Genomic DNA, 25,897 nt, shown 5'->3' on the forward strand with positions numbered 1-25,897 from the left:
ACGGTACGGGCGCCAGCATTGCACAGCTAAAGAATCGTTTGAAACAAAACTGTCATAAAAACCGCTTCGCCAAAAGACACCGCGAAACCCTGTGGGAGCGAGCCTGCTCGCGATGGCGGCAGCACATCCAACATCACCGGTTCAGACAGACCGCTTTCGCGAGCAGGCTCGCTCCCACAGTTGCTCAATCAAGCTGATCGAGCGGCCGCTTTCCTGCAGGCATGAAAAAGGGGCTCGAAAGCCCCTTCATTCACTGCCCCGCAACCCTTACTGGCCCGGAACATCCTTACGCAGTTTCACCGGATCCTGCTGCTTGCGCTTGCGCGCCATGGCGGTGCGCATCTTGATGTTGACCGCTTCCACCGCCAGGGAGAACGCCATGGCGAAGTAGACGTAGCCTTTTGGCACATGCACGTCGAACGACTCGGCGATCAGCACGGTACCGACCACCAGCAGGAACGACAGCGCCAGCATCTTCAGCGACGGGTGCTTGTCGATGAACGTGCTGATGGTGCCCGAAGCCAGCATCATCACCAGCACAGCGACGATGATCGCGGCGACCATCACCGGCACATGGGAGACCATGCCGACGGCGGTAATGACCGAGTCCAGGGAGAACACAATGTCGATGATCGCGATCTGGATGATGGTGTAGATGAAGTTGCCGCCCTTGCCCGAAGGTTCGTCGTTGGTTTCATCTTCGCCTTCCAGCGCGTGGTACATCTCCTGGGAGCTTTTCCACAGCAGGAACAGGCCGCCGAAGAACAGGATCAGGTCACGACCGGAGATGCCCTGGCCGAACACTTCGAACAAATCGGCGGTCAGGCGCATGACCCAGGTGATGGACAGCAGCAACAGGATCCGCGTGATCATGGCCAGCGCCAGGCCGAAGATCCGGGTGCGCGCCTGCATGTGCTTGGGCATGCGGCTGACCAGGATCGAGATCATGATGATGTTGTCGATGCCCAGGACGATTTCCAGGGCGGTCAGGGTAAAGAAGGCAACCCAGATTTCCGGGTTGGTCAGCCATTCCATGTGAGTTCCTTTGAGCGAGTGTTAGGCCGTGCCGCGCCTTGTCAGACAGGCACGGCACAGCGAGCGTTGCTTTTATAGAGTGCTGAACAGCGGAAAAATCCCCATCAGCAAGGCGGCGAACATTATGCACAGGCAAACCAGTACTGCCCACTTCAGGGTGAAGCGCTGGTGATCGCCGAACTCGATCCCGGCCAAGGCTACCAGCAGGTAGGTCGACGGAACCAGTGGGCTCAACAGGTGGACGGGCTGGCCGACGATGGAGGCACGGGCCATTTCAACGGCGGTAATGCCGTAGTGGCTGGCGGCTTCGGCGAGAACCGGTAACACCCCGTAATAAAATGCATCGTTAGACATGAAGAAGGTGAACGGCATGCTCACCAGTGCGGTGATGACCGCCAGGTAAGGACCGAGGAACTCCGGAATCACCGCCAGCAGGCTCTTGGACATGGCGTCGACCATGCCGGTGCCGGACAGGATGCCGGTGAAGATACCCGCCGCGAAAATCAGCCCGACCACCGCCAACACGCTGCCGGCGTGCGCCGCGACGCGGTCTTTCTGCTGTTGCAGGCAGGGGTAGTTGACGATCATCGCGATACTGAAGGCCACCATGAACAGCACCGGCAACGGCAACAGGCCGGCGATCAGGGTGCACATCAGGGCCAGGGTCAGGGCGCCGTTGAACCAGATCAGCTTCGGACGACGGGCGTCCGGGAACTGGGACACACTGATTTCGCTGTGGTCGATCTCGTCGCCTGCCAGGTGCAATTCACCCAGGCGCGCACGCTCGCGTTTGCCGTACATGTAGGCGATCGCCAGGATCGCCACGACACCGGCCAGCATCGCCGGAATCATCGGCACGAAGATGTCGGACGGGTCCACATGCAGCGCACTGGCCGCTCGGGCCGTCGGGCCGCCCCATGGGGTCATGTTCATCACGCCGCCGGCGAGGATGATCAGGCCCGCCATGATACGTGGGCTCATGCCGATGCGGCTGTAGAGGGGCAGCATCGCGGCCACGCAGATCATGTAAGTGGTCGCGCCGTCACCATCAAGGGAAACGACAAGCGCCAGAACGGCGGTACCGACCGAAACTTTCAACGGGTCGCCCTTGACCAGCTTGAGGATCTTGCGCACGGCCGGGTCGAACAGGCCGGAGTCGATCATCAGGGCAAAATACAGAATCGCGAACATCAGCATCACCCCGGTCGGGGCGAGCTTGGTGATGCCTTCGAGCATCATCGGGCCGATTTTCGGGGCGAAGCCACCGAACAGGGCGAACAGGATCGGGATGATGATCAGGGCGATCAGCGCGGACAGGCGCTTGGTCATGATCAGGAACATGAACGTGATGACCATGGCGAAGCCAAGGAAAGTCAGCATGGGAAATACTCCAGGCGTGGCGCGGCTATGAAATGCGAACCGGACAGGTCAGCGCGAAATGCAAAGCACGAGGGGGACGGATGGAGTGGGTGCAGCGGGACGGGTAGCAGCGGACATCGGAAATCACCATTGTTGTTGTTAAAAGGGCCGAACGAGCCTTGAAAACTCGCTTTTGGCCGACCGGTCTGTTGCCGGAAGTGAGGTGATCCTAATCGCGCTAGCTTTCAGTAAGCTTTCGCCGCTGCAATGGCTGATGGTTGGCCAGGCGAGTCTTTGTGGCGAGGGAGCTTGCTCCCGCTCGGTCGCGCAGCGGCCGCAAAATCCTGGGGCCGCTTCGCAGCCCGGCGGGAGCAAGCTCCCTCGCCACAGAAGCAATCAGGTCTTTGCTTTAAAGGCTGAAAGATTCAACGGCCGTACCGCCCCCATCCAGATCGCATGCTCGGTGTGGTCCGTCAGGTCATCGCCGGTCTCCGGGTGCAGGAAAATCACCAGGCCCTTGCGATTGAGCGCCAACCAGGGCAAGACCACGCCGATGTACTGCGGATCGAACGCCAACTGACAGCTCCAGTCCGGATGCGGGCCGACCGGGCGTTGATGGACGCGGCCCATTTTCAGCGCAAATAGCTGCGCCGCTTCCTCGCACAGGGCCCGCGCCTGGTCGAGGGTGGTGGCGTCGAAATACACGTGGGCGTGGTAGCCCTTGATCCGCTGCATTTGTACTCCTTGAAAAAGAGGCCGAACCCTCGCCGTTTGCCGCGGGTCAGAGCCTTTACATGCCGGACAAAGAGGAAAACAGCCATGAAAAACGCCGAAACCCCGGTCATCAAAGTGGTGCTCTATGGTGCCATGAGCAGCCTCGGCAGTGCGTTGATGGCTGAAATGCTGCGGCGCCAGCATGAGGTCATCGCGATTCTCGACGATCTTACCGCCCTGGCTCCACGCCCGGGCCTGCGGACCAAGACCGGCGATCTGTTCGACCCGGAGCGGGTCAAGCAAAGCGTCGCTGGCGCCAGCGCCGTGGTGTGTCTGTTGAACGCGCCGGGGTTGCCAATGAACAGTGAGCAAGTGGAGCGCACCTTGATTCCCGGCCCGGTGGAGCAAGTCCTGGCGGTGGACGCACTGATCGCCGGCATGCAGGCGGTGAACATTGCACGGTTGTTCCTGGTGGGGGATTTTGCGGTGCTCGACGAAGAACAGGCCGACGATGACTTGCAGCGCCATGCCGCCGAAGAAGTGCTCGATGCCCTGAAGAACAGCGCGTTGCAGTGGACCTTGATCAATGCACCCTATGCCGCGCCAGGCCTGGGCATCGAGCATTTCAGCCAGGTCAGCACCAGCCTCGAACCCGGCATGGCCGAATCCCTGGAGCGGCTTAACCGCGTGGCGGTCGGCATCGCCGATGAGCTGCGCCTGAACCTGCATGTGGGTGAGCACGTCAGCTTCGTGGCCGCCCACTAGCTGTGGATATCCATATCCCTGTGGCGAGGGAGCTTGCTCCCGCTGGGCTGCGAAGCAGCCCTAAAAAAGGACAATGCCCCCCGGCCCTGTCCTCAAACAGCAATCGACGGCAACGGCAACCCCGTGAGCGATTCGGCACTGTTGGCCTGTTCCTCCATCAGCCAGTCCACAAACAGCCGGATCAACACCCCGCGCCGTTTACGCTGGGGCAAGACCACGTAATACCCCAGCCGCGACAGCACCGTTTCCGCGATCGGACGACACAGCAGCCCTTGCGCCAATAAGTTATCCACAAGGTGCCGCCAGCCGATGGCGACACCTTGGCCGCCAATCGCCGCCTGAATGAGCAACGTGTAGTTGTCGAAGCGCAGTTGCCCGGGCGCCGGTGGCGACGTGATGCCCAGCTCGCGAAATACACCGCTCCAGTCGAACCAACTGTTGCTGTTGCCCGCGCGCAAGTGCAGCAAGGGAAATTCCGCCAAGGCCTGGGCGGGCAAGGGCAGGGGATGCTCCTTGAGCAGCAGCGGGCTGCATACCGGAAAGACTTCTTCACTGAACAGCCAGCGACTTTCGCCTTGTTTGAAGCGACCGTCGCCGAACAGTACGGCAACGTCGATATCGGTGCGCAACATGTTGTGGTTGCGTTCGCTGGTCACCAGGCTCACGTCCACCTGCGGATTGGCGGCGTGAAAGCGATGCAGGCGCGGCATCAGCCAATACGCGGCGAAGGCGAAGTCGGTGGCGACTTGCAGCACCTCATGTTGGTGCTGGGCGGTGATGGCGCTCAGCCCGGCATCGATGCTCTGCAAACCGACCTGCACCTGCTCGAACAGGATCGTCCCGGCCTCGGTCAGTTCGATGCCGCGGTAGATCCGGTCGAACAACCGTGCGCCCAGTTGCTCTTCCAGACGCTTGATCTGCTGGCTGATGGCCGGTTGTGTGGTACCCAGCTCAATCGCCGCCGCCGTAAAGCTCTGGTGGCGGGCGGCGGCTTCAAAGGCGCGGAACAGTTCCAGGGACAGGTTACCCAAGGCGTCATACATAAGCTGTGCTTATCCTAGTCATTATCCTGCATGGGCTTTACCCCAAAACCCGGGGGCTACATGCTCAATCGCAGCAATGTCGCATAACTGCCTACTATGGAATGCCGCGAATACATGAAGCGCAAGAACATTCTTTTCATCATGGCCGATCAAATGGCCGCGCCAATGTTGCCGATCTACGGTCCTTCGCCGATCAAGCTGCCGAACCTGTCGCGCCTGGCGGCCGAGGGCGTGGTGTTCGACGCCGCCTATTGCAACAGCCCGCTGTGCGCACCGTCGCGGTTTACCTTGGTGAGCGGCCAGTTGCCGAGCAAGATCGGCGCCTACGACAACGCGGCGGACTTTCCCGCAGACGTGCCGACCTACGCCCATTACCTGCGCCGCCTCGGCTATCGCACGGCGTTGTCCGGCAAGATGCACTTTTGCGGTCCCGACCAACTGCACGGCTACGAAGAGCGCCTGACCAGCGACATCTACCCGGCCGACTACGGCTGGGCGGTGAACTGGGATGAGCCGGACGTGCGGCCGAGCTGGTACCACAACATGTCGTCGGTATTGCAGGCCGGCCCTTGCGTGCGCACCAACCAGCTGGATTTCGATGAAGAAGTGGTATTCAAGGCCCAGCAGTATCTGTTCGACCACATCCGCGAAGACGGCGACCAGCCGTTCTGCCTCACCGTGTCGATGACCCACCCACACGATCCGTACACGATTCCCAAGGCGTTCTGGGATTTGTATGAGGACAACGACATCCCGTTGCCACAGACCCCGGCGCAAACGGACCTCGATCCACATTCCCAACGGCTGCTGAAGGTCTATGACCTGTGGGACAAGCCACTGCCTGTGGATAAGATTCGGGATGCTCGCCGCGCCTATTTTGGCGCGTGCAGCTACATCGACAGCAATGTCGGCAAGCTGCTGCAGACCCTGGAAGACACCGGTCTGCTGGACGACACGATCATCGTGTTCTCCGGCGATCACGGGGACATGCTTGGCGAAAAGGGCCTCTGGTACAAAATGCACTGGTTCGAAATGGCCGCCCGCGTACCGTTGCTGATCAGTGCGCCGGGGCAGTTCGCCAGCGGCCGGGTGGGCGCAGCCGTGTCCACCGCCGACTTGCTGCCGACCCTGGTGGAACTGGCCGGCGGCACGCTGGAACCGGGCTTGCCGCTGGATGGCCGCTCGCTGGTGTCGCATCTGCAAGGGCAGGGCGGGCATGACGAAGTCTTCGGTGAATACATGGCCGAAGGCACCGTCAGCCCCTTGATGATGATTCGTCGTGGCCCGTGGAAATTCATCTACAGCGAAGATGACCCGTGCCTGCTGTTCGATGTATGCAACGATCCCAAGGAACTGGAAGATCTCAGCCAATCGCCCGAGCATCAATCCGTGTTCGCCGATTTTCTCGCCGAAGCCCGTGCCAAGTGGGATATTCCGACGATTCATCAACAGGTGCTCGCCAGCCAGCGACGCCGCCGTTTTGTCGCCCAGGCGCTGACCCTGGGCAAACTCAAGAGCTGGGATCACCAGCCGCTGGTGGACGCCAGCCAGCAGTACATGCGCAACCATATCGACCTCGACGATCTGGAGCGCAAGGCCCGTTATCCACAACCCTGCCAAAACCAATAACGTAAGGGGCACGCACATGCAAAAGTTATCCACAGTACTGACCGCTGGACTGTTGGCGTTGAGCAGTGTTTCGGCCTGGGCCGAGCAGAGCTGCGAGACCGTGAAGATGGCCGATCCAGGCTGGAGCGACATTGCCGCGACCAACGCCATCACCGGTTTCCTGCTGGACGGGATGGGCTACAAGGCCAAGGTCGATACCCTCGCGGTGCCGATCACCTTCGGTGGCCTCAAGGACGGCCAGGTGGATGTGTTCCTGGGTAACTGGATGCCGGCGCAGCAGGGCTTCTATGACAAGTTCGTGGCCACGGGCGACGTCACGCAACTGGCCAAGAACCTGGACGGCACCGAGTTCACCCTGGCGGTACCGGACTACGTCTGGGACGCCGGTGTGCATAACTTTGCCGACTTGAACAAATTCGCCGACAAGTTCGACAAGAAGATCTACGGCATCGGCTCCGGCGCCCCGGCCAACCTCTCCCTGAAAGAAATCATCAAGACCAACGACTTCGGCATGGGCCAGTGGAAACTGGTGGAGTCCAGCGAGCAGGCGATGCTGGCGGAAGTCTCCCGGGCCGTGAAGAAACAGAAATTCGTGACCTTCCTCGGCTGGACACCGCACCCGATGAACGTGCAGTTGAAAATGCACTACCTCAAGGGCGGCGAGAAATACTTCGGCGACACCGGCAGCGTCTACACCCTGACCCGCAAGGGTTATGCCCAGGCCTGCCCGAACGTCGGCAAGCTGCTGACCAACCTGAGTTTCACCCAGGAGATGGAAAACAGCATCATGGCCGAGGTGGTGAACAACAAAGTCAGCAACGCCGATGCGGCCAAGGCCTGGATCAAGGCCAACCCGGCGGTGCTGGATAAATGGCTGGACGGTGTGAAGACCCTGGATGGCAAGGATGCGTTGGCGGCGGTGAAGGCCAAGCTCTAGGCATAATCGCGAGCAGCTTTTGTGGCGAGGGAGCTTGCTCCCGCTGGACTGCGCAGCGGTCCCAATTTTTGCGGCCGCTGCGCGACCGAGCGGGAGCAAGCTCCCTCGCCACATTGGTTCACCTGATACTCTTGCGCCAAACCCCATCCTTGAGGCCCCATGGCAATCCCCACGCGCCATTCACTCTTTCCCTTCCTGAGCTGGCTGCCTCGGCAGGCCCGCGCCAGTGTCGGCCGTGACCTGATCGTCGGCCTGAGCGGTGCGATTCTCGCGTTGCCGCAGTCCATTGCCTACGCCTTGATTGCCGGTTTACCCCCCGAATACGGCTTGTACGCAGCAATCGTGCCGGTGCTGATCGCCTGCCTGTGGGGTTCGTCGTGGCACCTGATCTGCGGCCCCACGGCGGCGATTTCCATCGTCCTGTACGCCACCGTCAGTCCGCTGGCCGTGCCCGCCAGCCAGGACTACATCACCTTGATCCTGCTGCTGACGGTGCTGGCGGGTATTTTCCAATGGCTGCTGGGGTTGCTGCGTTTCGGTGCGCTGGTGAATTTCGTTTCCCACTCGGTGGTGCTGGGGTTCACCCTGGGCGCGGCGGTGGTCATTGCCCTGGGGCAGTTGCCGAACCTGCTGGGCCTCGACCTGCCGAACGAAGCCACGGCGCTGAGGGGCCTGCTGATGCTGGTCGATCACATCGGGGCTGTGGATAAACCTTCACTGCTGCTGGGGGTGGGCACGCTGATCCTGGGTATCGTGCTCAAGCGCTTGCTGCCGCGCTGGCCGAGCCTGTTGATAACCTTGGTCATCAGCAGCCTGGTGGTCTGGTTGTGGCCGGCGATGTTCGGGCATGTGGCGCTGGTCAGCGCCTTCGCCGGGCGCCTGCCGCCGTTCACGCTGCTGCCGCTGGACCTGGAACTGATCCTGCGCCTGCTGCCCGGGGCCGTCGCGGTGGGCATGCTCGGGCTGGTCACCAGCCTGTCCATCGCCCGTTCGTTGTCGGTACGTTCCGGGCAATTGCTCGATGCGAATCAGGAGGTGAGGGCGCAGGGGCTTTCCAACCTCGTGGGCGGATTTTTCTCCGGATCATTGTCGGCCGGTTCCTTTACCCGCTCCGGCCTCAGCTATGAAGCCGGGGCCTGCTCGCCCCTGGCCGGAGTGTTCTCGGCCTTGTGGGTGGCGTTGTTTGCGGTCGCCGGGGCGAAACTGATCGCACACATCCCGATTCCGGCCATGGCCGGCAGCATCCTGCTGATCGCCTGGGGGCTGGTGGACCATCGCGGGATCCGGGCGTTGTACCGCGTGAGCCGCGCCGAATTCATGGTGATGAGCCTGACCTGCCTGGCTACGTTGCTGCTGGAACTGCAAACCGCCATCTACGCCGGCGTGCTGGCTTCGCTGTTCTTCTACCTCAAACGCACCTCACAGCCGCGGGTGCAGCATTTTCGCGAAGGGGAAGCGGAGATCCTGCGGGTGGGCGGCTCGATCTTTTTCGGCGCCAGCCATTACCTGCAAGTGCGCCTGCAACGGTTGCAGGCGCAGCGGGTGGTCATCGACGCCCAGCAGATCAACTTCATCGATTATTCCGGGGTGGAAATGCTCCACCAGGAAGCCCGGCGCTTGCGTAGTCAAGGACGTAGCCTGACCTTGCGCATGGCCCGGCCCCAGGTGGTGGAAGAGTTGTTGAAGCTGGAGGGGGCGCAGAAGTGCCCGATCCATTTCGAAGACTAGGGCTTAAGGCAGGCATACCCTGTGGCGAGGGAGCTTGCTCCCGCTGGGCTGCGAAGCAGCCCTAGAAGGCCTGCCAACCTTTAGTCAGTTTTGCGGGCGCTTCGCACCCGAGCGGGAGCAAGCTCCCTCGCCACAGGCCACAGGCCACAGTTCACAGCGCCAGTTGGCGGCGCAACTCGGCCAGCACCGGCGCGGTGTCCGGGCGCACTCCGCGCCACAGGTAGAAGGCTTCGCCCGCCTGTTCGGCGAGCATGCCCAGGCCATCCATCGCCACTGCCGCGCCGTGCTCATGGGCCCAACGGCAGAATGACGTCGGCTCCTTGCCATACATCATGTCGTAGCAGAACGTCTTGCCGGGCTCGATCAAGCTGGCGGCAATCGGCGGTACATCCCCCGACAGGCTCGCAGAGGTCGCGTTGATGATCAGGTCCACCGGCTCTTGCAGCCAGTCGAACCCGCTGGCCGAGACCGGGCCCAGGTCGGCGAACAACTCGGCCAGCAATTCGGCTTTTTCCACCGTGCGGTTGGCGATGATCACCGAGGCCGGCGCTTCGGCCAGCAGCGGTTCGAGGGCTCCGCGCACCGCGCCGCCGGCCCCGAGCAACAGGATGCGCTTGCCCTGGAGGCTGAAGCCGGCGTTGACGGTCAGGTCCCGGACCAGCCCGGCGCCGTCGGTGTTGTCACCCAACAGGCGCCCGTCGGCCAGTTTGCTCAACGTATTGACCGCCCCGGCCCGCTGGGCGCGCTCGGTCAGGCTGTCGGCCAGGCGGAAGGCGTCTTCCTTGAATGGCACCGTGACATTTGCCCCACGACCTTCGCGGAAAAATTCTCGGGCGCAACCGGTGAAATCCTCCAGGGGTGCCAGCAGCGTGCTGTAGTCCAGGATTTGCCCGGTCTGCTCGGCAAACAGGCGATGGATCAACGGCGACTTGCTGTGGCCGATGGGGTTACCCATTACAACGTAGCGGTCCATGGATAATCCCCGTTCAGGCCGTTGCCAGCCAATCGCGATCCTTCAGGAAATACTCGGTCAGCCGCGCCTCTTCGCTGCCCGGCTCGGCTTTCCAGTCGTAGCCCCAGCGCACTTGCGGTGGCAGGGACATCAGGATCGATTCGGTACGTCCGCCCGATTGCAGGCCGAACAGGGTGCCACGGTCGTAGACCAGGTTGAATTCCACGTAGCGCCCACGGCGAAACTCCTGGAACTCCCGTTGCTGGGCGGTGAACGCGTCGTGCTTGCGGCGACGCATGATGGGCAGGTACGCATCAATGTAGGCGTCGCCAATGGCGCGGATGAAGGCGAAGCAGGTGTCGAAATCCCACTCGTTCAGGTCGTCGAAAAACAGGCCGCCGATACCCCGGGGCTCGTTGCGATGCTTGAGGTGGAAGTAGCTGTCGCACCAGGCCTTGTAGCGCGGATACACCTCGGGGCCGAACGGCGCACAGGCCTGCTCGGCGACGCGGTGCCAATGGACGCAGTCTTCCTCCACGCCGTAGTAAGGCGTCAGGTCGAAACCGCCGCCAAACCACCAGACCGGCTCTTCACCTTCCTTCTCGGCGATGAAGAAACGCACGTTGGCGTGGGAGGTCGGTACGTGGGGGTTGTGTGGGTGGATCACCAGCGACACGCCCAAGGCTTCGAAGCCACGACCGGCCAGTTCTGGCCGATGGGCGCTGGCCGAAGGTGGGAGACCGCTGCCGAAGACGTGGGAAAAGTTGACGCCGCCCTTTTCGATCACCGTGCCGTTTTCGATCACCCGCGTGCGACCGCCACCGCCGGCCGGCCGGGCCCAGGCATCTTCGACGAAGCGCGTGCCACCGTCCTCGGTTTCCAGGACGGCGCAGATACGGTCTTGCAGGTCGAGCAGGTAGGCTTTCACGGCCTCGGTGCGAGTGGACATGACATCACCTTGATCAGGGCTACGCTACGCGGCGTCTAGCGGGCCGGTGGCAAATGGGCGCACAGGATACCACCGCACTTGCCCACGCCACAGTTGACGACGGTCAAGCTTAGGAGTCCGATAGAAGGCTTGGTAAAAAGTCCTGCGACAAGGAGAGAGTGAAGATGGCCAAACGTATCCAGTTCAGTTCCCACGGCGGTCCCGAAGTACTCGAGTACGTCGGCTATCAACCGGCCGAGCCGGGCCCGCAGCAAGTGCGCGTCAGCAACAAGGCGATCGGCCTGAACTTCATCGACACCTACTACCGCAGTGGTCTGTATCCGCCACCGACGCTGCCTTCGGGCCTGGGCGCCGAGGGCGCGGGTGTGGTCGAGGCCATCGGTTCAGGCGTTACGCGGTTCAAGGTCGGCGACCGGGTGGCGTACGGCAGCGGCCCGCTGGGGGCCTACAGCGATGTGCATGTGTTGCCCGAAGCCAACCTGGTGCACCTGCCCGAATCCATCAGTTTCGAACAGGCCGCCGGCGTGATGCTCAAGGGCCTGACCGTGCAATACCTGTTGCGCCAGACCTATGAACTCAAGGGCGGCGAAACCATCCTGTTCCACGCCGCCGCCGGTGGCGTGGGCTCCTTGGCCTGCCAGTGGGCCAAGGCCTTGGGCGTGAAGCTGATCGGCACCGTCAGTTCGCCGGAAAAAGCCGCCATCGCCAAATCCCACGGCGCCTGGGAAACCATCGACTACAGCAAGGAAAACGTCGCGCAGCGCGTGCTGGAATTGACTGATGGCAAGAAGGTGCCCGTGGTGTACGACGGGGTTGGCAAGGACACCTGGCTGACCTCCCTGGACAGCGTCGCTCCCCGTGGGCTGGTGGTGAGCTTCGGCAATGCCTCGGGGGCGGTGGACGGTGTGAACCTGGGGATTCTCTCGGCCAAGGGCTCGCTGTACGTCACCCGCCCGACCCTGGCGACATACGCCAACAATGCGGAGAACCTGCAGCGCATGGCCGATGAACTGTTCGGGATGATCGCCAGCGGCAAGCTCAAGGTGGACATCAACCAGCGTTATCCACTGGCCGAAGCGGCCAAGGCCCAGGCCGAGTTGTCGGCGCGGCGCACGACCGGCTCGACCATTCTTCTGCCTTGATTTAGAGCTCGCTGAAGAACCTGTGGTGTTCATAAATACTGTGTGCAACACAAAACCTTGTGGGAGCGGGCTTGCTCGCGAAAACGGTGGGTCAGCTTGCATCAATGTTGAATGTGCCGACGCCTTCGCGAGCAAGCCCGCTCCCACACTCGGATCAGTGGTGAGTTCGATTCCCTGGTCGCCGCAAATCCCCTGTGGGAGCGAGCCTGCTCGCGATAGCGGTGTGTCAGTCAACATCAATCCTGGCTGATCTGACGCTATCGCGAGCAAGCTCGCTCCCACAGGGTTTTTTGTAAGATGCAGAATTTGTGTTCGTGCTTAGTCCGGCCGCACCACTTTGCCGGTCGCCAGGTCACGAATCACGCTGGGGTTCTTGCGCCCGCCCAGGTTACCGCCCAGCACCAGGTCGATCTGCCCGCGGAAATACTGCTCGACGCGAATCCGCGTGCGCGCCGCCGGGCGCCCTTGGGGGTTGGCCGAGGTGGACACCAGTGGCCCGACCAGTGAGCACAAGTCGCGCACGGTGGGGTGATCGCTGACCCGCAGCGCGACGGTGTCGTGCACGCCGGTGATCCACTCCGGCAGCAGGTTCTGGTGCGGCACCAGCCAAGTGTTGGGTCCCGGCCAGGTGCTGGCCATGCGGTCCATCCAGGTTTCGGGGAAGTCTTCGAACAGAAAGTCGAACTGGTGGATGTTGTCAGCCACCAGAATCAGGCCTTTGTCGGGCAGCCGCGACTTGATCGCCAGCAGGCGCTCCACCGCCTCCTCGTTCCATGGGTCACAACCCAGGCCCCAGACCGCTTCGGTTGGATAGGCAATCACCGCCCCGGCGCGAATTTCTCGCGCGGCTTGTTGCACACGCCAACTGTTGACCATGAACGATTCTCCCGCAACGCAAATAAGGCTGTGGGCAGTTTACCGATCTTCCCCATAAAACCTAGCGTGCAAACCAACGTCCGTTGTCACAGCTGGCGCGTCCTTCCATCTCCAGCTCGGTCAACGCCGCCAGCACTTTGGACAACCCCCAGCCGCTGGCGTCGGCCAACGCCTCGCTGCTTAGCGGCGCGGCATGCAGCAGGCGCAGCAGCGGATGGGTCACCGGCTCGGGCACCGAGGCCAGCGGCAACCGCTGCCAACCGCGCAATGCTTCGAGGATGTGCTCGACGGTTTCCACCAGCGCCGCGCCGTCGCGGATCAGTTGATGGCAGCCTCGGGCGCCGGGATGATGGATCGATCCAGGAATCGCATAGACCTCGCGGCCCTGTTCCGCCGCCAGGCGAGCGGTGATCAGCGAGCCGCTGGCGACACTGGCTTCCACCACCAGCACGCCCAGGGACAAGCCGCTGATGATCCGGTTGCGCCGCGGAAAGTGACTGGCGTGGGGCGGCGTGTCCAACGGGAACTCCGACAGCACCGCGCTGCCCTGGGCAATCATCGCGTCCGCCAGCCGACGATTGCGCTGTGGATAAAAATTTTCCAGGCCAGTGCCCAATACACCGATGGTGCGCCCGCCAACGTCCAACGCCGCCTGATGGGCTGCCGCATCGATGCCCAAGGCCAGGCCGCTGGTGATGACAAAACCGGCCCCGGCCAGGCTGCGGGAAAACGCCGCCGCGGTGTCCATGCCCGGCCGCGATGCCCGGCGACTGCCGACCATCGCCAGCTGGGGTTTTTCCAGAATGGTGGCGTCGCCGGCGACGAACAGAAGCGGCGGCGCATCGCTGATCTGCGCCAGCAGCGCCGGGTAGTCGGGTTGGTCCCACATCAATAAATGCTGGCCCGCACGCTCAAGCCAGGCCAATGCATGGGCGGCACCGTCACGCACATCCGGGTTGCGTCGCGCCTCGGCGCAGGCCACGGGCAAGCCCAGCGATCGCCAGGCACTGGCCGGTGCACTGATGGCTTTGGAGGCCGAGCCGAAGGCCTCCATCAGGGTCATGAAACGCTTGGGACCGAGTTCCGGCAAGCGGTGAAGGCGTAGCCGGGCCTCCAGTTCCGCAGGGGAAACCGGAGCAGATTCAGGTAATGACATGCGATCATCCTTGACCGTTATGAGCCCCGTAAAAACGGGAACAAGCTGTGGATAACTCTGTTGGTAACTTGTGAGACCCGTTATGGATTACGGACCTTGTCGAGCACCGACAACGAGCGTGAGGCGTACAGCACCAAGCCGTAGCTGAGTTTGTCGTAAGTGCGGAACACCATCAGCAGGCCGGCCCGCTCATCGGGGATTTTCACCGGTGCGCCGGTGATGCGATCGCGCACGGTTTCACCGGTCTTCATCACCGCCAGCACGTTGCCTTCGATCAGCCCGTCGCGGCGGCCCTTGTTCAGGGTGACCACGTCCAGCGCGCCGATCTGGGTCACGCCCCGGGGCACGTCCAGGATCAAGCCGTTGATGTCCGATTTCGGCGCGCTGGGCATGAAGGTCGAGTTGATCGAACGCTCTTCGCCGCTGAACAGGCGATCACCCAGGCGCACTTCCTGAGTGGTGCGTTGCAGGACCAGGGTGGTGACATCGCCCTCGGTGGCGACCACTTCGCCGCCGCCGATGTCGTCGGCGTTGATGCCCAGAAATTCCTTGGTCTCGGGGTCGGTGTAGACCTTGCCCTGGCGGAAGATGCCGTAGGCCGACTGGTTCGAGTCGAATGTGCCACGGGCAAAGACCCGATCCCCCATGCCGCTGAGCACGCGCTCGGCGTTGCCGGCGACAACGTAGGGCGCCTTGTCGAAATCTTCAGGCGTGTCGACGATGCGGTTGCTCAGCAGGAAGCTGTTGATGGCTTGCAGCGGAATGCTCGGGATGGCGTCGGCCACCGGCGAACTGCGAATGCGTGGCGACAGCTTGATGGTGCCGCGCGAGGCGCCGCGATTGAGGGTCAGGCGCGGCTGGCCGTTGACGTAGACCAGCGACAGGGTGTCGCCCGGATAGATCAGGTTGGGGTTTTCGATCTGCGGGTTGGCCTGCCAGAGTTCGGGCCATTTCCATGGCTCGCGCAGGTATTTGCCGGAAATGTCCCAGAGTGTGTCCCCCGTCACCACCGTGTATTGCTGGGGAAAACCTTCCCGAAGTTGCACTTGCCCGTGCGCGATACCGGCCGAAGCCAGGAGCAGCAGGGCGAGTAGTGATTTCCTCATGCGGTGAATCCCTTTATTATGTGCGTTCGCGTAAAACGCCAGAGCCCCCGTGGCTCGCTGCCCTGCGGAGCTGTTTTCCACAAGCGCAACGTTTTACAACGGTAGCCTGCATCCCAAGACACGCCAGGCCAGCCACCCGACTTTACCTCACACGTGCATTTATCAAGCTTATGGCCATTTTGAACATTCTCGAATTTCCGGACCCGCGCCTGCGCACTATCGCCAAACCGGTGGCCGTAGTGGACGACGAAGTGCGTCAGTTGGTCGATGACATGTTTGAAACAATGTATGAGGCGCCAGGCATCGGCCTCGCCGCGACCCAGGTCAACGTGCACAAGCGTATCGTCGTGATGGACCTATCCGAAGACCGCAGCGAGCCCCGGGTGTTCATCAACCCCGAGTTCGAAACCCTGACCGACGAGATGGACCAGTACCAGGAAGGCTGCCTTTCTGTGCCGGGCTTCTACGAAAACGTCGACCGTCCGCAGAAGGTCAAGATCAAGGCCCTGGACCGTGACGGCCAGCCTTATGAACTGATCGCCGAAGGCTTGCTGGCGGTGTGCATCCAGCACGAGTGCGACCACCTCAACGGCAAGCTGTTCGTGGATTACCTGTCTACCCTCAAGCGTGACCGGATCAAGAAAAAACTGGAAAAACTTCATCGCCAGAATGCTTGATGCCCCCCTTCAAAGGCTTGCCGCGGCAAGCCTTTTTCTTTTTGCGACTGCTTTGTAATTGAGAGCTTCCCATGACTGAGCCCCTGCGCATCGTCTTTGCCGGCACTCCCGAATTTGCCGCCGAACACCTCAAGGCCCTGCTGGCCAGCCCCCACGACATCGTCGCGGTCTACACCCAGCCGGACCGGCCGGCCGGTCGCGGGCAAAAACTGATGCCCAGCCCGGTCAAGCAGCTTGCCCTGGAGCACGGCATCACGGTGTTGCAGCCGCCGACCCTACGCGACGCGCAAGCCCAGGCCGAACTGGCGGCGCTGAAACCGGACTTGATGGTGGTGGTCGCCTACGGCCTGATCCTGCCCCAAGTGGTGCTGGATATCCCGCGCCTGGGTTGCATCAACAGCCACGCCTCGCTGCTGCCGCGCTGGCGCGGTGCCGCGCCGATCCAGCGCGCCGTGGAAGCGGGCGATGCCGAGAGCGGCGTGACCGTGATGCGCATGGAAGCCGGCCTGGACACCGGGCCGATGTTGCTCAAGGTCAGCACCCCCATCAGCGCCGAAGACACCGGTGGCAGCCTGCACGACCGCCTCGCCCTGATCGGCCCGCCCGCCGTGGTCCAGGCCATCGCTGGCCTGGCCGCAGGCACGCTGGAGGGCGACGTGCAGGACGACAGCCTCGCCACCTACGCGCACAAACTGAACAAGGACGAAGCCCGTATCGACTGGAGCCGTCCAGCCGTTGAGCTGGAACGCCTGGTGCGGGCCTTCAACCCTTGGCCGATCTGTCACAGCACCCTGAACGGCGAAGCCCTGAAAGTGCTGGCGGCCGGTCATGCCGAAGGGAAGGGCGCACCGGGAGAAATCCTCGGCGCCAGCAAGGACGGCCTCGTCGTTGCCTGCGGTGAGCAGGCGTTGTGCCTGACACGTCTGCAACTGCCCGGGGGCAAGGCGCTGAACTTCAGCGACCTGTTCAACAGCCGCCGTGAGAAATTTGCCGTCGGTACCCATCTCGGCCAAGCGACGGACGCCTCATGAACCCGCGTCTGGCCGCCGCCAAGGCACTTGCCGCGGTACTCAGCGGGAAAGCCTCGCTGAACAGTTCCCTGCCGACCCAACTGGACAAGGTGGAAGACCGTGATCGCGGTTTCACCCAGGACCTGGCGTTCGGCACCGCCCGTTGGCAGCCACGGCTGTCGGCCCTGGCGGCCAAGCTGTTGCAGAAGCCGTTCAAGGCCGCCGATGCCGACGTCGAGGCGCTGCTGCTGGTGGGGCTCTATCAACTGCTCTACACCCGCGTTCCGGCCCACGCCGCCATCGGCGAAACCGTGGGCTGCGCCGACAAGCTGAAAAAGCCCTGGGCCAAGGCCTTGCTCAATGCCGTGTTGCGCCGCGCCCAGCGGGAAAGCGAAACCCTGCTGGCCGAATTGGAACACGACCCGGTGGTGCGCACCGCCCACCCGCGCTGGTTGCAGAAATCCCTCAAGGCCTTCTGGCCCGAGCAATGGGAAGCCATCTGCGCCGCCAACAATGCCCATCCGCCGATGATCCTGCGGGTCAATCGTCGCCACCATACCCGCGATGCCTACCTGGCGTTGCTGGGCGAGGCGGGCATCCCCGCCATCCCGTGCCAGTACAGCCGCGACGGCATCGTCCTGGAAACCCCGGGCGATGTACGCGCACTGCCGGGCTTTGCCGAGGGCTGGATCAGCGTCCAGGACGAAGCCGCCCAACTGGCCGCCGACTTGCTGGAACTGGCGCCCGGGCAACGGGTGCTGGACGCCTGCTGTGCGCCGGGAGGCAAGACCTGTCACATCCTCGAAGCCGAGCCGAAGCTGGCCGGCGTGGTGGCGGTGGACCTGGAAGCCAAGCGCCTGGTGCGGGTCAAGGAAAACCTCGAGCGCCTGGGCCTGGACGCCGAGCTGATCGCCGCCGACGGCCGCGACACCGCGACCTGGTGGGACGGCAAGCCCTTCCAGCGCATCCTGCTGGACGCGCCATGCTCGGCCACGGGCGTGATCCGCCGGCATCCGGACATCAAGCTCACCCGCCAGCCGGACGACATAGCCGCATTGGCCGTGCTGCAAGGTGAACTGCTCGATGCCCTGTGGTCGACCCTGGACGTGGGCGGCATGCTGCTCTACGCCACCTGTTCGACCTTGCCGACCGAGAACACCGAGGTGATCGAGGCATTCCTCGCTCGCACCCCGGGCGCCCGGGAGCTGGACATCGCAACCCAGGCCGGCCTCAAGCAGCCCCATGGCCGTCAGTTGCTGGCCCAAGAAGGCGGGCACGATGGGTTCTATTACGCAAAGTTGATCAAGATTGCCGCCGCACGCGGTTAAACCGATTCGATAGGAGTGGCTGGATGAAAATCATCATCCTCGGTGCAGGGCAGGTCGGCGGTTCGCTGGCGGAACATCTGGCCAGCGAGGCCAACGACATCACCGTGGTCGACACCGACGGCGAACGCCTGCGCGACCTCGGCGACCGCCTCGACATCCGCACCGTGCAAGGTCGTGGCTCGTTGCCGACGGTGCTGCGCCAGGCCGGCGCCGACGACGCGGACATGCTCGTGGCCGTGACCAACAGCGATGAAACCAACATGGTCGCCTGCCAGGTCGCCCACACGTTGTTCCACACCCCGACCAAGATCGCCCGAGTGCGCGAAGCGGCCTACCTGACCCGCGCCGACCTGTTCGACAACGAAGCGATACCGGTGGATGTGCTGATCAGCCCCGAACAGGTGGTGACCAACTACATCAAGCGCCTGATCGAACACCCCGGTGCCTTGCAGGTGATCGACTTTGCCGAAGGCAAGGCGCAACTGGTGGCGGTCAAGGCCTACTACGGCGGGCCGCTGGTGGGCCAGCAACTGCGCCAGTTGCGCGAGCACATGCCGAATGTGGAGACCCGGGTCGCGGCGATCTTCCGCCGTGACCGGCCGATCCTGCCCCAGGGCGACACGGTGATCGAAGCCGACGACGAAGTGTTTTTCATCGCCGCCAAGGCGAACATTCGCGCCGTGATGAGCGAAATGCGCCGCCTGGACGAGAACTACAAGCGCATCGTCATCGCCGGTGGCGGGCAGATCGGCGAGCGCCTGGCCGAAGCCATCGAAAGCCGCTACCAGGTCAAGATCATCGAGATGAACCCGGCGCGCTGCCGCTACCTCTCCGACACCCTCGACAGCACCGTGGTGCTGCAAGGCAGTGCCTCGGACCGCGACCTGCTGCTGGAAGAAAACATCGCTGACGCCGACATCTTCCTGGCCCTGACCAACGACGACGAAGCCAACATCATGTCGTCGCTATTGGCCAAGCGCCTGGGGGCGAAGAAGGTCATGACCATCATCAACAACCCGGCCTACGTCGACCTGATCCAGGGCGGCGACATCGACATCGCCATCAGCCCGCAACTGGCAACCATCGGCACCTTGCTCGCCCACGTGCGCCGCGGCGACATTGTCAGCGTGCACTCCCTGCGCCGTGGCGCGGCCGAAGCCATCGAGGCGATTGCCCACGGCGACGCCAAGTCCAGCAAAGTCATCGGCAAAGCCATCCGCGACCTCGGCTTGCCGCCGGGCACCACCATCGGCGCGATCATCCGCGACGAACAAGTGCTGATCGCCCACGACGACACCATGATCCAGACGGGCGACCATGTGATCCTGTTCTTGGTGGATAAAAAGCACATTCGCGATGTCGAGAAGCTGTTCCATGTGGGGTTGAGTTTCTTCTGATCCAGCGCTTGCGGTGGCAGCCATGGCCCCATCGCGAGCAAGCTCGCTCCCACAGAGGAACTCCAGTGCTCACAATATTGTGAGCAACCCCCAACCCCTGTGGGAGCGAGCTTGCTCGCGATAGCTATCTAACAGCCAACTGATCAACCCCTGACGCACCAGATAAGGACGCCGCCATGCTCGACTCCCTGGAAAAAATGCTCGCCAAGGGTGTGGATAACTCACTGCTGCGCTTCGGCCTGGGCAAGGGCTATCTCGATCTCGGCGAATTCGCCCGGGCCGCCGAACACCTCCAACGCTGCGTCGAACTCGATCCCAAGTATTCAGCAGCATGGAAACTCTTAGGCAAAGCCCATCAAGGTCAAGGCGACCTACCAGCTGCCCGCCAAGCCTGGGAACAAGGCCTGGAAGCTGCCCGCGCCCACGGCGACAAACAGGCTGAAAAGGAAATGACCGTATTCCTGAAAAAGCTGGATCGCCCGCGCTGACTTCACACAGAACCGCTTCCGTGGCGAGGGAGCTTGCTCCCGCTTGAGTGCGCAGCACTCATAAAAAAGCCCACCACCTCTGATGTCGGTCAGCCAAGCAAACAGCCCCCCAGATCCCAGACAGTCAATACGATCTGCCTGGTTGCTTATTAATTGGGAGTCACTTAAATCTGGCTCTTTAGAACTTCATCTTGAAAGCGACCGGACAATGGTCAGAGCCTTTCATTGGTACAGGAAGTTCCCACAACGAACCTGCTACGTAGTGCTTCTTTAATTCGCTGGTCAGCAGCGCATGGTCAATCAGCCATTTGGAACCTCCGCCCCGACATTCAGGCAGTGCCTTAACACCATTGGTTGGGCGAAACAGCTGGGCAGCAGACGGTTCGCCGTCTGAAAGCTCCGCATACAGACTTACTTCGGGGGCTGTTTCGTGTTCAACCGCAGCGTCAAATCTGCGATTGAAATCGCCAATAATCATTGCAGAAGCGCCGGACTGGATTGCGCTATCGAGCCATGCCTCCAGTGCAGATGCTTGCCTTTTAAGCACGTCGCAGGTGATGACCCCGTTAGCTTTATCGCGCTCGGTGGCATACCCGCTGTTCAATGCCTGGTCAAAACAGCCGCTTTTGAGGTGTATGGATAGAAGTTTGAGGCGCGTGCCTTTGATCATCACGGGTAGTTCCGCGCCATGGCGAGCGTGACTCTTGAAGGCCTCTCCAAGCGGGCGGATATCGCCGAGCATCTCGATCTCAAGCCCACGGGACCTGCGGACAACAAACCCAGTGCGCTGTATCCAAGGGCTCTGCATGTTCACATAGAAGTCGTACTTATCCTTCGACCAGATCTGCTGAAGCGCCTCAGGACTTTCGACTTCCTGCACTGCAATCACGTCAGCATTCAGCTTTTCTGCCACTGCCTTCATGTCCGCTATCTGCGCAGGAGATTTGCATTCCCATCGGTAGGGGTGTGTTTCTTCAAGTTGCTCTCGAACAGCAGCCTTGATTTTGGTGCACTCATCAAACTGACTCTGGCTGAGAGGGGCCGATCGCTGCCACGCCAGGTTCCATGTTGCGAAGGTAATGGTTTCAGCCAGAGCAGAATGGGAAAAACCCAAAAGCAATAAGGCTAAATGTATGGTTTTCATGAGATTAGGTTCTGAGCGCCGCGACAATGAGAGTCAAGACGGCACTGCTTTAGCCGTTTTCTGAGCATAGCAGCGCATTCAGCGTTGCTATTGGGTGTTTTACTGCCTATTGCTGCAAATCAAAACCCGACGCAGGTATTGGTTGGAGGGGAAGAGGAAACATTAATATCAACGATGAGTTATCCCCTTTGCGGCCTCTGCCTTCGGGAGCAGCCGCCGGCACTGCCGCGTCCGGGGGGCGGGCGGATTTAATCAGAAAATAAATCCGTCCCCTTATTCCGGTCCCCTTATTCCCTCGGTCGTCCAAGCACCTCCCTTCGTCTCGTAAAGTGGCAACCCGACCGACCCGTGCCTATAGTCTTTGGCGCTAGATAGCCACCGGAGGCATGGACATGAGCCAGAGCATTTCGCCCGCCGCTTCAGCTGCGCAGAACACCGGCATGGTCGCCACGACCTTATGGGGCTCGGACAAAATCGCAAGTATTACGGTCGATCCGGACGGTGCTATCTGGCTTGGCGCTTATAGCCGCCTGGGGCTAGGAGGCGAAGAGGATTCAGGCTTCACCGGCAGCCTGGTCCGGTTCAATGCCAACGGTAGCCTGGACCGCGACTTCAGCGGCGACGGTAAATCCCTTCTCCCGGTGTCGCTCGACATCGAGGACGGCGGTAATGCCGCCGTGCAGCCGGGCGGAGGCTACCTGGTGGCGCGCTACGTGAAAGTAGGCGACGCCTGGGTGTCGGGCATCAGTCGTAACTTGGCCGACGGCAGCCTCGACACGAGTTTCGGGAACGGCGGCACCGTGACAGTGCCTTTCTATTGGAATGAAGATCTAGGCCAGCAAGCGTCGTTCTCCGTGCAACGCGACGGCAGCTTTTTCGCCAGCGCTGGGTATCCCTCTGGGGAGATCTACATCGCCCGCTTCGACGCGACAGGGACCTTGGTCTCGACTTTCGCCGAGGCTGGGGTCCTGCACCTACCCGCGTCCGTCGGCATTCACCCCAGCGGCACGTTCGACGTTTCATTGCAGGGAGACGGGAAGGTATTGGTCACGGGGCAAGACACCCTGACCCGCCTCAACCCGGACGGTACGCTGGATAGCAGCTTTGCGAACGGGGGCAGTCTGGCCCTGGATGTTCACGCAGACGCCCTCGTCATCCAGGATGACGGCAAAATCCTGCTGGCGGGCGCCTCGGGCGGCGTGGCGAGCGTCATCCGACTCAATGCCGACGGCTCACTCGACACCGAATTCGGCGATCAGGGTCAGGTACGTTGGGGCTCGGAAAGCGCTCCTTTCGCAGTCGCCGACATGATCGTCCTGGCCGACGGCAGGCTGTTGATTGGTGGAAGCCAAGGGACGCGCGCGGACGGCTATCTGGCCGCCTTGGTCCAGTTGAACCCCGACGGCAGCCTGGACCACAGCTTTGGCAATCCCGACGACGGCTATTACCACCTTGACGGTGGCCGCGATGATGACTTCTTGCTCGGGACCGCGTCGTTCGACGATGCGATCTTTGGCGGGGCTGGTAACGATCTGCTCGATGGCCAGCAATGTCGTGACCTGCTCACGGGCGGTGCCGGGGCCGACACGTTCCGTTACCAGTCAGTCACAGACAGTTACCGCACCGCCACTGCGGCCCATAGCGACCGCATCACTGACTTCGATCTCAGCACCGATACCCTCGACCTCTCCTCCCTGGGCTTCCTCGGGCTGGGCAATGGCCATGACGGAACGCTGGCGATACGAATCAACGAAAGCGGGACGCGGACCTACCTCAAAAGTTTCGAGGCCAACGCCGATGGGGAACGCTTCGAAGTGGTCTTCGACGGTAACTTGGGCCAAACGCTGAATGAAACCAACATCCTGTTTCAGCAAGCCAGGTTGATGGGCACCGAAGGGGATGATCGTTTACAAGGCAATGCTCGGGGCGAAGTCATCGAAGGGGTCGCGGGCGATGATCGCCTTTATGGCGCGCTAGGGAATGATGTGTTGGTTGGCGGAGAGGGTCGAGACCTATTGGTGGGTGGCGGCAACAACGATGTGTTCCGCTTCGACGGACTGAGCGACAGCTACCGTACCGCCACCGAAAACCACACTGATCGCTTGATGGACTATACCGCGGGTGAAGACACGATCGACTTGTCCGCTTTGGGCTTTACCCGACTGGGGAATGGTTACGACGGCACGTTGGATGTGGTGGTCAATGAAGCCAAGAACCTGACTTACTTGAAGAGCTACGAAGCCGATGCAGTTGGGGCTCGATTTGAGTTGAGCTTGGTAGGGGATCACTCCGGTTACCGTGATTTGAACATTGTCTTTGCCGAGCCTTCGGAAGAGGAGGCTATTCAATTGATTGGAGTGGCTAACGACGTCTGGGTGTAAAACGCAAACCAAGGCGATCTACCAGCAGCACGCCAAGCCGCCCGGGCCCACGGCGACAAGCAGGCCGAGAAGGAGATGATGGTGTTCCTGAAGAAGCTGGATCGTCAGCGCTGAACTCACACAAAACAGCTTTTGTGGCGAGGGAGCTTGCTCCCGCTTGAGTGCGAAGCACTCACAAAAAGCCCACCGCGTTTTCATTGCCTGTCCGCCAAGCAGCTGACACATACAACCCTGTGGCGAGGGGATTTATCCCCGCTGGGCTGCGCAGCAGCTCCAAACAGTCAACGCGGTCTGTCTGATATACCGAGAACTACAGAGTCTTAATCTAGATGTCTGCTTTGGCCGAAACGCCGGTTGCGAACGGCAGCAGTCGGCCAAGACCGGACGTTTGGAAAGCGGGATTATGACGAACAGCAATAAGCCGAAATACTGCACGATCTGCAGACGCTTACTCGACAACCCAGCAGATCCGCTATCAGGCAATTGCGGCGGAGATTGCTGGGGATGCATAGGCGCTATCGAGGCGGAAATGGGATGCGCAGAGTCGCTCGCCTACGTACGCAAAGAATACGAGGCAGGACTTCGGCCTGGCTGGATTGATCCATTCAAGCCCTGATTTGGAAGCTGCGTTACGACCGCTTTGGGTCGGTTTCTGCCCGTCGTCAACTCCCGTTCCTAGCTGACTTTTGCCAGAGCTGATTGGTTCGTCTGATCCAGCACGGACATTCTAGGACCTGCCTTGAAAAAGCTGACAAAGGATCATGGCAATTTGACATATCGAGTTTTCTAGCCTTAATTGTTGTAGTGCTTTTATTACGGAGTACGGAGGCAGGGATGAAACTTAAATGTGGCTTTGGCGTGCTGATTATTGCGCTGTTAGTGTCAGGGTGTGCTTCTCAGCAAGATAATTATCAAGCATCAGATCCGTTAGCAGGTGCTTCGCCAACATCAGATGAAATTGATTCCGGTGTTGTTAAAGTGGTTGACGGAAATAATCATGGATTAGTGCGAGTGCTGTTTGCAACTAATCGTGAACTCCTGGTCAAAAATCGTTGCCTGGGAGCATATTCCGGTAAAAGAGGGGTGTATGGCAGGCTGAACTATGGTCATTGCATGGTAAGTATTCCAGTGGGGCATGAAGTAGGCGAGATTGAATTGCGACGCTGGTATCAACTAGTCGAAGATCCTAACAAGCATGTTTCCATTTTGGGGGGTGGTACGATAGATGAAGCTGAATTCAAGGAGGTAGTGCGGCGCGGTTTGAATAATGGAGATGGAGCCTCGCTGATATTTGTTCATGGATTTAATGTCAGTTTTGAAGATGCTGCGAGACGAACTGCTCAATTAGCTTATGATCTGAGTTTTAAAGGAGTGCCAGTTTTCTTTAGCTGGCCTTCCAATGGCAAGGTGTTGACTTACAATGGTGATGAGGAAAGCATTATCTGGTCTGAAGATGCTATATACAGCTTTCTGGTAGATTATCTTTCAAACCCCGAATTGAAGCAGGCGTTTTTGATAGCTCACAGCATGGGTGGGCGTGGTGTCTTAGAGGCACTGAAGAGGATCAGCGCGACTCGTCCTGAGCTAAGGGGCAAGTTGAAGGAAGTGGTTTTGGCGGCGCCTGATGTGGGGCGAGAGCTCTTTACTGATACCATCGCACCAATTATTCTCAACGAGAATTATCCAGTTACTGTGTACGGTTCAAAAAACGATAGGGCGCTAAAACTTTCTTATAAACTGAAAACATACGATCGGTTAGGCGGTGTTCCTGCAGTTGTGGATGTGTGGAAAGGTGTAGATTTTATAGATGCCAGCGACGTGAAGACTGATTTTCTAAATCATTCGTATGGGATTGGTTCAGATACTGTTCTTTCCGACATCGTTTCTTTGTTTTCCGGCAACCGGCCTCCTCAGAGAAATCGTTTAACAGCGGTGGAAGCGAATAATGGAATATATTGGAGACTCACCAAATAGTGAAGAAAGGGCGGCTTAGGTCGCCCTCTTTCTTTTCGTGCGCCCGGCAAGAGGAAGTGTTAGCTAGAGGCAAGGGTGTCGCGGGTGACTGCGAATCAGGATGAAGC

22 protein-coding genes and 1 pseudogene are annotated in these 25,897 nt (G+C 60.9%); 13 read left to right on the plus strand and 10 right to left on the minus strand.

Annotated features, from left to right (window positions below; translation table 11 throughout):
• Positions 1–267: 267 nt before the first annotated feature.
• From AC515T_RS00290 to AC515T_RS00300, 3 genes are all read right to left on the minus strand, one after another.
• Positions 268–1,035, minus strand: coding sequence for a TerC family protein (locus AC515T_RS00290; protein WP_496530995.1), 768 nt, complete (start codon positions 1,033–1,035; stop codon positions 268–270).
• A 72-nt stretch (positions 1,036–1,107) separates the two neighbouring features.
• Entirely contained in the window at positions 1,108–2,415 is a 1,308-nt protein-coding gene (locus AC515T_RS00295) for a CitMHS family transporter (protein ID WP_092167797.1), read from the minus strand.
• Between the two features lie 375 nt (positions 2,416–2,790).
• A complete protein-coding gene (locus AC515T_RS00300) occupies positions 2,791–3,129 on the minus strand; it encodes a DOPA 4,5-dioxygenase family protein (RefSeq protein ID WP_496530996.1) in 339 nt (112 codons plus the stop codon).
• 84 nt (positions 3,130–3,213) lie between these two features.
• On the opposite strand from AC515T_RS00300, the gene AC515T_RS00305 reads away from it, so the two are divergent.
• Positions 3,214–3,873 carry an NAD(P)-dependent oxidoreductase gene (locus AC515T_RS00305; RefSeq protein WP_496530997.1) on the plus strand — a complete coding sequence of 220 codons (660 nt, stop codon included), beginning with the start codon at positions 3,214–3,216 and terminating at the stop codon, positions 3,871–3,873.
• Between the two features lie 92 nt (positions 3,874–3,965).
• On the opposite strand, the gene AC515T_RS00310 is transcribed toward AC515T_RS00305, so the two are convergent.
• A complete protein-coding gene (locus AC515T_RS00310; RefSeq protein ID WP_496530998.1) occupies positions 3,966–4,916 on the minus strand; it encodes a choline sulfate utilization transcriptional regulator in 951 nt (316 codons plus the stop codon).
• Positions 4,917–5,030: 114 nt separating this feature from the next.
• Here AC515T_RS00310 and betC point away from each other — a divergent pair, with 114 nt between their 5' ends.
• The 3 genes from betC (at position 5,031) to AC515T_RS00325 (ending at position 9,210) form a co-directional block, all read left to right on the plus strand.
• Positions 5,031–6,545, plus strand: a complete 1,515-nt coding sequence (gene betC / locus AC515T_RS00315; RefSeq protein WP_496530999.1) for a choline-sulfatase — start codon at positions 5,031–5,033, stop codon at positions 6,543–6,545.
• Between the two features lie 16 nt (positions 6,546–6,561).
• On the plus strand, positions 6,562–7,482 hold the full coding sequence (gene choX / locus AC515T_RS00320; RefSeq protein WP_496531000.1) for a choline ABC transporter substrate-binding protein: 921 nt from the start codon (positions 6,562–6,564) through the stop codon (positions 7,480–7,482).
• A 159-nt stretch (positions 7,483–7,641) separates the two neighbouring features.
• The gene (locus AC515T_RS00325) at positions 7,642–9,210 is read left to right on the plus strand and encodes a SulP family inorganic anion transporter (protein WP_496531001.1); all 1,569 of its coding nucleotides are present in this window, start codon (positions 7,642–7,644) and stop codon (positions 9,208–9,210) included.
• Between the two features lie 151 nt (positions 9,211–9,361).
• Here AC515T_RS00325 and aroE read toward each other — a convergent pair whose 3' ends face one another.
• Together aroE and hemF are read right to left on the minus strand one after the other, a co-directional pair.
• Complete coding sequence (aroE, locus tag AC515T_RS00330) at positions 9,362–10,183, minus strand: shikimate dehydrogenase (RefSeq protein ID WP_496531002.1); 822 nt, start codon at positions 10,181–10,183, stop codon at positions 9,362–9,364.
• Between the two features lie 13 nt (positions 10,184–10,196).
• Positions 10,197–11,111: an oxygen-dependent coproporphyrinogen oxidase gene (hemF, locus tag AC515T_RS00335; protein ID WP_496531003.1), complete on the minus strand. Its 915-nt coding sequence runs from the start codon at positions 11,109–11,111 to the stop codon at positions 10,197–10,199.
• A 164-nt stretch (positions 11,112–11,275) separates the two neighbouring features.
• Between hemF and AC515T_RS00340 the strand changes: the two genes are divergently transcribed.
• A complete protein-coding gene (locus tag AC515T_RS00340; RefSeq protein WP_496531004.1) occupies positions 11,276–12,253 on the plus strand; it encodes an NADPH:quinone reductase in 978 nt (325 codons plus the stop codon).
• A 318-nt stretch (positions 12,254–12,571) separates the two neighbouring features.
• Here AC515T_RS00340 and tsaC read toward each other — a convergent pair whose 3' ends face one another.
• From tsaC to AC515T_RS00355, 3 genes are all read right to left on the minus strand, one after another.
• Positions 12,572–13,129 (minus strand): L-threonylcarbamoyladenylate synthase type 1 TsaC, encoded by a 558-nt coding sequence (gene tsaC, locus AC515T_RS00345; protein ID WP_014335849.1) that lies wholly within the window; start codon positions 13,127–13,129, stop codon positions 12,572–12,574.
• A 61-nt stretch (positions 13,130–13,190) separates the two neighbouring features.
• Complete coding sequence (gene dprA / locus AC515T_RS00350) at positions 13,191–14,285, minus strand: DNA-processing protein DprA (RefSeq protein WP_496531005.1); 1,095 nt, start codon at positions 14,283–14,285, stop codon at positions 13,191–13,193.
• Between the two features lie 80 nt (positions 14,286–14,365).
• Positions 14,366–15,391: a LysM peptidoglycan-binding domain-containing protein gene (locus AC515T_RS00355; protein WP_496531006.1), complete on the minus strand. Its 1,026-nt coding sequence runs from the start codon at positions 15,389–15,391 to the stop codon at positions 14,366–14,368.
• A gap of 170 nt (positions 15,392–15,561) precedes the next feature.
• Between AC515T_RS00355 and def the strand changes: the two genes are divergently transcribed.
• The 5 genes from def (at position 15,562) to AC515T_RS00380 (ending at position 20,291) form a co-directional block, all read left to right on the plus strand.
• A complete protein-coding gene (def, locus tag AC515T_RS00360) occupies positions 15,562–16,068 on the plus strand; it encodes a peptide deformylase (protein WP_003196300.1) in 507 nt (168 codons plus the stop codon).
• A 71-nt stretch (positions 16,069–16,139) separates the two neighbouring features.
• Positions 16,140–17,099, plus strand: coding sequence for a methionyl-tRNA formyltransferase (gene fmt, locus AC515T_RS00365; RefSeq protein WP_496531007.1), 960 nt, complete (start codon positions 16,140–16,142; stop codon positions 17,097–17,099).
• A complete protein-coding gene (gene rsmB / locus AC515T_RS00370) occupies positions 17,096–18,406 on the plus strand; it encodes a 16S rRNA (cytosine(967)-C(5))-methyltransferase RsmB (protein WP_496531008.1) in 1,311 nt (436 codons plus the stop codon). Before fmt ends, rsmB begins: the two co-directional genes overlap by 4 nt.
• Positions 18,407–18,429: 23 nt before the next feature.
• The gene (trkA, locus tag AC515T_RS00375) at positions 18,430–19,803 is read left to right on the plus strand and encodes a Trk system potassium transporter TrkA (RefSeq protein ID WP_496531009.1); all 1,374 of its coding nucleotides are present in this window, start codon (positions 18,430–18,432) and stop codon (positions 19,801–19,803) included.
• 176 nt (positions 19,804–19,979) lie between these two features.
• A complete protein-coding gene (locus AC515T_RS00380) occupies positions 19,980–20,291 on the plus strand; it encodes a tetratricopeptide repeat protein (RefSeq protein WP_496531010.1) in 312 nt (103 codons plus the stop codon).
• A gap of 178 nt (positions 20,292–20,469) precedes the next feature.
• Here the strand turns inward: AC515T_RS00380 and AC515T_RS00385 are convergent, their stop codons facing one another.
• Complete coding sequence (locus tag AC515T_RS00385) at positions 20,470–21,435, minus strand: endonuclease/exonuclease/phosphatase family protein (protein WP_496531011.1); 966 nt, start codon at positions 21,433–21,435, stop codon at positions 20,470–20,472.
• 392 nt (positions 21,436–21,827) lie between these two features.
• Here AC515T_RS00385 and AC515T_RS00390 point away from each other — a divergent pair, with 392 nt between their 5' ends.
• From AC515T_RS00390 to AC515T_RS00400, 3 genes and pseudogenes are all read left to right on the plus strand, one after another.
• Positions 21,828–23,816 (plus strand): M10 family metallopeptidase C-terminal domain-containing protein, encoded by a 1,989-nt coding sequence (locus AC515T_RS00390; RefSeq protein WP_496531012.1) that lies wholly within the window; start codon positions 21,828–21,830, stop codon positions 23,814–23,816.
• Between the two features lie 12 nt (positions 23,817–23,828).
• Positions 23,829–23,930, plus strand: a pseudogene (locus tag AC515T_RS00395) (hypothetical protein); the annotation flags it as partial.
• Between the two features lie 720 nt (positions 23,931–24,650).
• Positions 24,651–25,790 carry an alpha/beta hydrolase gene (locus AC515T_RS00400; RefSeq protein WP_496531013.1) on the plus strand — a complete coding sequence of 380 codons (1,140 nt, stop codon included), beginning with the start codon at positions 24,651–24,653 and terminating at the stop codon, positions 25,788–25,790.
• The last annotated feature ends 107 nt before the right edge of the window (positions 25,791–25,897 follow it).

This window comes from Pseudomonas sp. FSO-7, assembly GCF_059579345.1.